Origin of the sequence: Collinsella sp. AM20-15AC (assembly GCF_003471405.1) — a bacterium.
GTDB lineage: Bacteria > Actinomycetota > Coriobacteriia > Coriobacteriales > Coriobacteriaceae > Collinsella.
The window spans coordinates 1-8,215 of the sequence record NZ_QRJA01000003.1; the positions used below are offsets into that span (position 1 = coordinate 1).

10 protein-coding genes are annotated in these 8,215 nt (G+C 52.9%); 2 read left to right on the forward strand and 8 right to left on the reverse strand.

Going from position 1 to position 8,215, the window contains the following annotated elements; all coding sequences use genetic code 11:
• Positions 1-508 (reverse strand): transposase (locus tag DW233_RS01590; RefSeq protein WP_199574557.1); only part of this gene is annotated, 508 nt, incomplete at its 3' end.
• 144 nt (positions 509-652) lie between these two features.
• On the opposite strand from DW233_RS01590, the gene DW233_RS01595 reads away from it, so the two are divergent.
• Complete coding sequence (locus DW233_RS01595) at positions 653-1,333, forward strand: hypothetical protein (RefSeq protein ID WP_233547899.1); 681 nt, start codon at positions 653-655, stop codon at positions 1,331-1,333.
• Positions 1,334-1,485: 152 nt separating this feature from the next.
• Here DW233_RS01595 and DW233_RS01600 read toward each other — a convergent pair whose 3' ends face one another.
• The 7 genes from DW233_RS01600 to DW233_RS01620 all read right to left on the reverse strand — a co-directional run bounded on the left by DW233_RS01600 (position 1,486) and on the right by DW233_RS01620 (position 7,289).
• Positions 1,486-2,628 carry a hypothetical protein gene (locus DW233_RS01600; RefSeq protein WP_118266344.1) on the reverse strand — a complete coding sequence of 381 codons (1,143 nt, stop codon included), beginning with the start codon at positions 2,626-2,628 and terminating at the stop codon, positions 1,486-1,488.
• A gap of 170 nt (positions 2,629-2,798) precedes the next feature.
• Positions 2,799-3,560, reverse strand: coding sequence for a TIR domain-containing protein (locus DW233_RS01605; RefSeq protein WP_117636984.1), 762 nt, complete (start codon positions 3,558-3,560; stop codon positions 2,799-2,801).
• A 42-nt stretch (positions 3,561-3,602) separates the two neighbouring features.
• Positions 3,603-3,785 carry a hypothetical protein gene (locus tag DW233_RS01610; RefSeq protein WP_117636983.1) on the reverse strand — a complete coding sequence of 61 codons (183 nt, stop codon included), beginning with the start codon at positions 3,783-3,785 and terminating at the stop codon, positions 3,603-3,605.
• A gap of 480 nt (positions 3,786-4,265) precedes the next feature.
• A complete protein-coding gene (locus DW233_RS10150; protein WP_147357110.1) occupies positions 4,266-4,457 on the reverse strand; it encodes a hypothetical protein in 192 nt (63 codons plus the stop codon).
• An 897-nt stretch (positions 4,458-5,354) separates the two neighbouring features.
• Positions 5,355-5,747: a hypothetical protein gene (locus DW233_RS10155; protein ID WP_147332604.1), complete on the reverse strand. Its 393-nt coding sequence runs from the start codon at positions 5,745-5,747 to the stop codon at positions 5,355-5,357.
• 109 nt (positions 5,748-5,856) lie between these two features.
• Complete coding sequence (locus DW233_RS10160) at positions 5,857-6,576, reverse strand: hypothetical protein (RefSeq protein WP_199574558.1); 720 nt, start codon at positions 6,574-6,576, stop codon at positions 5,857-5,859.
• 272 nt (positions 6,577-6,848) lie between these two features.
• Positions 6,849-7,289: a restriction endonuclease subunit S gene (locus tag DW233_RS01620; protein ID WP_117769675.1), complete on the reverse strand. Its 441-nt coding sequence runs from the start codon at positions 7,287-7,289 to the stop codon at positions 6,849-6,851.
• Positions 7,290-7,723: 434 nt separating this feature from the next.
• Between DW233_RS01620 and DW233_RS01625 the strand changes: the two genes are divergently transcribed.
• Positions 7,724-8,149 (forward strand): hypothetical protein, encoded by a 426-nt coding sequence (locus DW233_RS01625; RefSeq protein WP_147357112.1) that lies wholly within the window; start codon positions 7,724-7,726, stop codon positions 8,147-8,149.
• Positions 8,150-8,215 lie beyond the last annotated feature (66 nt).

Consider the following 8,215-nt stretch of genomic DNA (forward strand, 5'->3'; position numbering starts at 1 on the left):
GGCGGCACTTGACGTAGGTGGCGTCGAGCCAGACGTAGGGCACCGGCCCGCCGTCGAGGGGCCTCGAGCAGAGCTCATCGATGTCGGCGTCCAGGCTCGACGCGATGGCGCTCACCTGGTCCTTGGAGAGCCTGGACACGCCCATCTTCTCGGCGACGCGCTGCACCTTGCGGGTGCTCGTGCCGGTGGCGTACATCTCGGCGACGGCGGCCACGAGGGCGCGGTCCACGCGCTGATAGCGCTCGATCACGTCGTCGGGGAAGAAGCTGCCGGTGCGGAGCTTCGGGATGCGCAGCGTCAGCGTGCCGACGCAGGTGGCGAGGCCGCGCTCCCGGTAGCCGTTGCGGCTGTTCGCCCCGCCGCCGCACAGCTGGTCGGCCTCGGCGTCCATCACCGCATTCACGACCTGCTCGGCGAGGCGCCTGAGCAGCTCCTGCATGTCGATGGCGCCGTCGTCGAAACGGGGCATGGCGAGCATGTCCGGCGTCGGGTCTGATAAGATTTCCATAGCGGTCTTCGTCCTTTCCTAGAACCTGTTGTTGTGGTGATTTCAGATTCTAGGACGAAGGCCGTTCTTCGTTAAAGGGACGTTAGGGTGCCACCCTTACACCAACATTTTCGACGCGATCTGCTGGACCCGTATGAGATTAAAATGTTTGGAGCGATTGCAGACGGAGAAATCTACCTAAGGCATATTCCTGAAACATACGAAAAGGGACATACGCTCGATGCATCGGACTTCGTGCTGACTTCCGCAGCATTTGAATGGGAATTTGACCAAGCGTATCCAAGCGGAGTTGTCAAATCAGAAGCTCGAGTGGCTGCTGAGCAACGAGCATCAGCTCAGATGGATGAATGCATTAACCAAAGCTCCGGAAAAGCTAAAAAGATATTGAAATATGCAAAGAAGAGCATCGGCTTTAGCAATCTGGAATCGAAGATAATACAGGCTGGTCGAGATTTTCATGAAATGATTGGGGTATTTGGGGAAGGTCTATACAAAAGGAATGATGAGGAATTTTCCTACGAAGTCATTGGAAGCAGGCTGGCTGAGCAAAGAAATGACTTTGCCCATGGAAACATTGACAAGGATTTCAAAGGTGCTGCCATTCTTGATTTGCTGCTTCTACGCTATCTTGTCTATGCAATGCAGCTGAAGCGCATCGGTGTCTCAGCTGCAAATACTCGCAGAGCGATAAATGAGCTATTTGGCTTAATGTATTACCTCCCTGCAGAAGACGGTGACACAGAGACGGTGGCCAAGAACACTGAGATAAGTGAGCCGAACAACGAAACCGAAGGCAATGCAGACGAAATCGTAGAGGCGGAATAGAATGGTTCCCGACTGCTGCGGAATGTACGGATTGCTGCCGTATCCTTAGTAATTAAAACTGTCCGTTCAGTAGTAGGGGCGCGCCGGCGTTAGCCGGTGCGCCCCTACTTTGGGAAACATAAAACTCGCTTTTAATCGGTTGCCTGCGTAGCTCAAAGCGGGAACAACCGCCATGACGATGCATGCGATACCGAGCAGCGGTGCGCGGCAGCTATAAGCGCTGCTCCTAGCAGGAATAGCGCTAATGAGGCGGCGATCCAGTTGCTGTCGGCGGTCTTGGGGAGCGTGGCGGTGGCGGCGCCGGCAGCCTTGGCCTTGGATGGCGTGGACACCGTGGTCCTGTTTACTGTCGTTTTGGTTGTCGTGATCGTCTTGGGCGTCGCAGTCGCGGGCTTCAGGGCGGGATCCGTCGCGGACCCGGCACCGGGCTGCCCACCGGCAGGACCGGCGCCACCAGCCGGCTCGCCCGCGCCACCCGGTACCTCGCCCCCACCGGTCTCCCCCGCCGGAGGTGTGGCGACATCGGGCTCAATCACTACATGCGGTGCCACTGCACCGGAGGCATCCACCACGCCACTAGCACCAAAGACCCCACCAGCAGGCGTCACAAACCGTGCGGACACAAGCGACCCGACCGTGCACGCAACACCGCCGTCGGCACCGGCCGCATCAAGCCACAAGGCGTCGACGGAAAGCCGGCAGCCGTCCACACCAGCGCTAAGGCCCGCGTCCTGCAGATACACGCCGTAGGCCCGCACGCCCGCTCCGGACCCGGCGCCCGCGGCAACGACGCGCCCGCCGCCGCGCACGGCCATGTCGCCGGCAATCACGCCGGCGACCGCCTCGTTTGTAATATCGGCCCCGTCTGCCCGCGCATCGACGGTGCAGCCGTCAACCACGAGCGCCTGCGACACGTGGATCCCGCACTGCGAGCCCGTCGCCGTCAGGGTCCCGGTGCCGCGAAGCGTCAGGTTGCCCCACACCTCCATGCCGCACAGCGTGATGTCCGCATCGGGCGCATGCGACTCCGTCACGGAGTTCTGCCCGGCAAGCGTCAGCACCAGGTCGCCCTCGGCGCCGATGGCCTCGCCCGCGTAGCCATTAAGCTCCAGGTGGTCGGCATCGGTCCAGACCCAGCCGGGGCCCGACACGCCCGGCTCGCAGTACGTCGCGCCCGCGATGATGAGGCTCTCCGCGCCAGCGGCATAAGAAGGCCCGCCCAGCAAAACGCATAGGCAGGCCATGGCAACAATCGGAATGTAATGACGGCTGGTGTGGGACTTGGCAGCAAACATACCTGCTCCGATCTTCGCAGGAGCCAATAGAATGTGCACCAGAAAATGCCCTAGTAGCAGCAATTTATAGTTTAGCGAGATCAATGCGGGAGCAAAGAGAAATCGTGTGGGCAATGTCCACAATTAGGTGTAAATCGTTTTGCCAGTCGGTGAAAGGAGGGATCAACGGATTAGATATCCATCTTATTAAAGTCGATGGAATATCCCATGGACTTGAGTTCTTTCAAGAGGCCGAACTCCCAACTGTCTGTTCCGGTATAAACGACGCCCTGTAGATCGGAGGGAATCTCGATACCTTTGTCAACAAGAATTGCAACGTTTTCCCTGCCAAGCCGACCAATAAAGTATCCGGCTTCAAATACAACATTTTGTCTAGCCCTGGGCTTTTCCGACTGTTCTGCCTGGGCTCTTCCTTCGTCGTCCGCCGTAAAAAGGCATACCGCTCCTGCTGCATCGCCTTCAATTTCCAGCTTTTCGATGATTGTCTTGCCCTGATTTGACTGCTCGTTTAGGACAACCGCCGTCAGGCCCTGCCTTTCGATGATTCTCGCGACCCTTTCTCTAAGCTCTCCGTTGTGACCATGAACGATAAATACCTTCGAATAATCTCCAACATTTGCAGTCGATCCGGTTTCCCCTTCGTCTGAAAACTCATCAAGGTATGTCTCCAGCACAGCTTTTGCACTGCGCAGGCCGTCCGCACAGGCTTCAACGAAAGCCGAGTCGGGCGTACCGGAGGTGAAGAAAGACAACGAGTAGCTGATTTTGTTAAAGCTTTTAAATTCGTAGCTGTCTTTTCCAAATCGCCTAATTAAAAGCCTGTCCGCCCTTGTCTTCCATGCTTTAAAGTCAGGCGAACTAGAGCTGATGTATTTCTTTGAAAGTTCGTCTGCTGTTTCGCACAACTGCTGCAAAATTTCAAAATCAGACATTAAGCCTTCTTTCTATAACCAATAACGGAGCTAAGAAGCATCTTATTCCAATGAGCGGCCAAATCTCTTTACTGTTTCCTCGGTGCCCCTATCGGAGATGGACTTGCCCAGTGCGAACTCAATAGCGTCCAGCAAAGCCATGACGCGAGCTTTGAAATAGGCATCAAAGTCATCATTAATGAACGCATCCCAGTCAATGAGATTCGATTCGATGACGGAGTTCACAGTGTTCGATGTCAGCTTTCTTAACGAATTTCGCTGAGTAGACGCTGGGGGCCGCGCCTCCAATTTCTGTGCCCGAATAGGAGTGCGAGCACGTCGGTCAAGATGCATTCGGTGGTCAACATGGCGGGATCTATCTGCGAGCGGAAAACAAGCGGCGCTGCTAATGGTAGCGCCGCTCGCATCATCAAAGAAGAATCGTTATCGATTGTCTCTGGGACTTTTCGTTCAAAACCAGAGCATGTCGACTACTGCTTATCGAAGTACATCCACCCTACAGGCTGCATTAGATCGTAATAATCGACGGGCGTTTTGAAGCGAATCCTGCCCAAATAACCACGCTTTTCAGCAACCAACTGCATCTGTCTGCGTCACGGCAAACTCTTTGAATTGGCGTTGCGGCAAGTTTGTCTTAAGAAAATAAGGCTGTTAAGACAAACCCATTTTGACGTTTACGTAACGTCGACCATCGATCAAGCCGTATTATTCGGAGTTAGAATTATCGCCCCACGACGCTGAGCCGGTGACCATCCAATGATTTTTGGCATCGATATAGACATCGCCAATCTGATTGTCCAAGCATTCATCGGACTCGTTACCTTGGTGGCCTTGATTGTCGCATTCTGGCAAGGCAGCCAGAGCAAAAGGAACAGGGAGGACGACATCAAGCGGCATCAGCCATCCCGCATATCGGCATGGTACGAAGGGGATCGAAACCGAACTGATCAGCCCGAGGACAATCGGTTCGTCTGGCAATTCGTCGTGCTTCGAAACGAAAGCGAGTCCCCCGTCTACGACGTAATCGTCACCTGCGTCGGGATTAGCGGGGCCGGCCCCTCTTTCAAAGGTGAGGATAACCGCCCCGCTTATCCCAACCGCGTCTGCGTCGGCACGCTTCCTCCTGGAGCATGGTGCATATGGCTCCCGACGGAAGGGCACGGAATGGGAGTACGCACGGCACCCGAAACGGCTTTCACCGACGCAAGCGGAACTTCATGGGTTCGGCGGGGCAACGGAAGGCTCGAGGAGATCCCTATGGAGCCAACCTCGTTCTACAGGCTGCCCCTTCCCTTGACCTGGCACGGATGCAAGAAGCTGACCGAGTAACCCCTTGGCATCGTCGTTTCAGGCATTGGGTTTTCCGGACTGGGACGCGAACTTCCCCAGATGTTCCGGATAACGGGAAAGTCAGAACTATTCGGGTTTGCGAGGCGGGATCGAGAGAGCGACTCCGCCCTATTATTTCGATGCGTCCATGAATTGAAGTGAGATCGGCATCATCACCTCGAAGCACTTACATACAGATCCATATGGCAAAGGCAGCAATTCGCCACCTTGGTTGCAGCAGCGGAGGTTATTACTCAGGATACAAGCGGAAGTAGCCAAATAGGCGCTGGGCGCAACCGAGACGCAGCCAGAGAAGGGTGACATGAGAGTTGTTTCAGAGGATTGGGGTGATATGGATGAAGTTGACTGGTAAGTGCATCTCCAGGTTCAACGGATGGCTGATCAAGGCCGTCTTTAGGTTCACGTAGGGATCCGCTTTTGCTGACAAACAAACACGTGATTGATTTATGGCTTCCAGACGCTTAGCGTGTCTGGAAGCTCATTTATTTTATTGTCAGCAACCACGAAGCCAGCGCTGAACCTCGCCCTAGTAATTGCAACATAGAGCTTGGAGCGTGTCTGCGGCTTCAGATCCGTCGAGGCATCTTGCAACCAAGAGGCCATATCGGCAACTGGATAAATCAAAACATGGTCATATGTTCGGCCTTTTGCTTTGCCGAAGTTGCAGATCGATGAAGCGTTCGCGGTCTGAGTGGCGACGCTACGTCTCAAAATCACTGGATCCAAAAACTCGCAATACCTTTGCGCAAGTGACTCTGGAATGGCCCAAACTCCATTATGGGTTTCATTTGAGGCGGCGCGCAAAGATGCGGTTGGTGAAAACTCCGGATAAACCATGTTTGCGAATCGCCATTCTTGATTTGCTGCTTTTTCGTTATCTTGTCTATGCAATGCAACTGAAACGCATCGGTGTCTCATCTGCAAATACTCGTAGGGCGATAAATGATTATTTAGCCGATCCTTCTTCGAATCCGAAAAGCAAACCGTCCTCATTTGGTAAACAGCCCCGTTCGACGCATTCCAAGATTAGCGCTTGCAATAATTTTGCAGAATCGGAAACACAAGACTCAGAAGGTTGTTTTCCCTCATGAACGGCTTCTGACCTTGCTCTATATAGTTTCTTTATTTCTTGCTGTTTTTGCTTGCCTCCTCCAAGAAACAAAGCTGCGAGAGTACTGACACGAAAAACAAGTTCGCTCCGGACTCCAAACAATGACTCAATCCCAGCCCATATAATCGCCATTTGAACTGAAGGTCGAAGCGATTGCTTGTAGCTCCACAAGGAATTCACCGCGGTCTCAAATCGCGTGTTTTTATCAAGCAGTTCCCATGCGTCCCGATAATGCTGTCTTATCCACTGCTTCTCTGAATCGTTGATCACTTTCAATTTTCTTGGAATGAACAACCTTGTAGAAAGAACAACATTGATTGCCGAGCATGGCGAAAAATCTTCTGTCCGCGAATCGCTCTGAACATGCCAATACAATTCGCAATTCAAAAGCGCGGACAATAGAACTATTGCAGATTGGGCATTCCAAACTCGAACTGCAAGCTCTTTGCCCTCTCCAACAACGCGCAACTGAGCTGTAGTTTTCCTAAGGACGGCAATCAAGACACCTAAATCGGTCTCATCTCCGCTGCCATATTTCATCACAGAATTTATCATGTCGTCCGGCGAGGCCTTGCACGTGGCCGGCAATAGAGAGAGGTGTTGCGTAAGCGGCAGCTCTTCGTCTATGGTTAATCACATTAGGTATAGATATGAAGCAGCAGCCGATTCATTTACAACAATCATCATCTTCGCCCCCCTGCCATAGCGCTCTATACCTAATCCATCCGAACAGCGCCAAACTGAGAGACGTCGATTTCGCCCTACATGAGTTTGGGAAGCAATGCGTCACGCAGTTCGCCAAGAGCCTACGACTTGAGTATATTAGCCTATATGAGCTCAAGAATACCATTGAGCGTCGAAGTCGTTCTTTCTATTGCACAAGCTGGAGCAAACGGGACGTTCATCGACTTAATGTTTTTTAATGCAAGCTTGGTCTGAACGGCACCAACAGTTCCAAGCCTAATAGCTTCCATGCCCATTGAGCTACGAAGAAAGAAATACGACCACGCCGCAAAGTCGCCTTTAAACGAAGTAAGTTTGTTGCAATTCTCTGTGAGGTTTGCCTCATCGAGCGTTTTTCCGATATACGCCGTAAGGCCAATCGTTCCGACAACGGAAACAATTAGATCGCCAGTGTTGACAACGTAGCGCGAAATATTAGATCGTGTTTCATCGTCGATATATAGCATTTCCGAAGTGAGTAAGAGAACAGAAGCGTTGTTTAAGTCGCGGACTCGAATATATGGATGAGAGTTTGCCTCTGCAATTAGCTCTGAACCTTTAGGGAGCCTCTAACCGCCCTTGACTTCGCAGAATGACTCGACTGAACGGTAATGATTTTCTCGCTTGTTCTCTTCAATTGTTTGAGCAAAAAGGGCTTCTCCGAGTTCAGCTAAATAATCATTTACCGGAACATAGGCCTGCACTTCAGAATTGTTTCCATCGAACCAAGGGGAAAGGAGCCCCCGGTGGAAGCGATGATCAATATGGTTCTAACACAGATGTAGCCGGTTCTAGACTATCTGCAGATAAAGCAATCTTAAAAGCAGTGCTCGAAAGCACTATGTGTAGCCATGCCGAAAGCAGCGTGCCCAGCAACTCGAGTCTACTCGGTCTCTTCCTTACCGACAAGGAAGTCGAGGGGTGCTCTCCGAGAACAATCGCGTACTACGAAAGCACCCTCAAACCATATGAGGCATGGATGGAAGAGAAGACGATGCTGAGCGAAGACGGCCGAATCGTCAGGGTGGACAACCCATGGTGTTCGTTCTACATCGACACCGAGCTGGCACCTGCGCTAGACGAGAGCAGGTGCGGGAAATGGATGTTCTACTTCAACGATATCGAGTTCGCGGAGGAAGTCTGCCGCAAGGCGGCCCTCGGAATGGTCGTCGCGGAATGCAAGCACAGCTCATTCGAGTCCGTTATCGAGAACGGCAGAGGCGTCGCCTGCTTCTACCTGAACTTGGACGACGTCGAAGCACATCGCCGCGTTGTCGCATTCATGTTGGAGCATGGCCTGGTTCGGAAGACGAAGTCGGGGAAGCTGTATAACATCGGCTTAAGTTGGATGACCAGGCACGGGCGGGAGAATATGGAGCCGGTTTCAAGGCACGAATCACGTTGAGCGATCGCTCGAATTAGGCGAATTTTACCTGCGAAGAACAATGAAGGGCGGGGGGGGGGGGGGGGG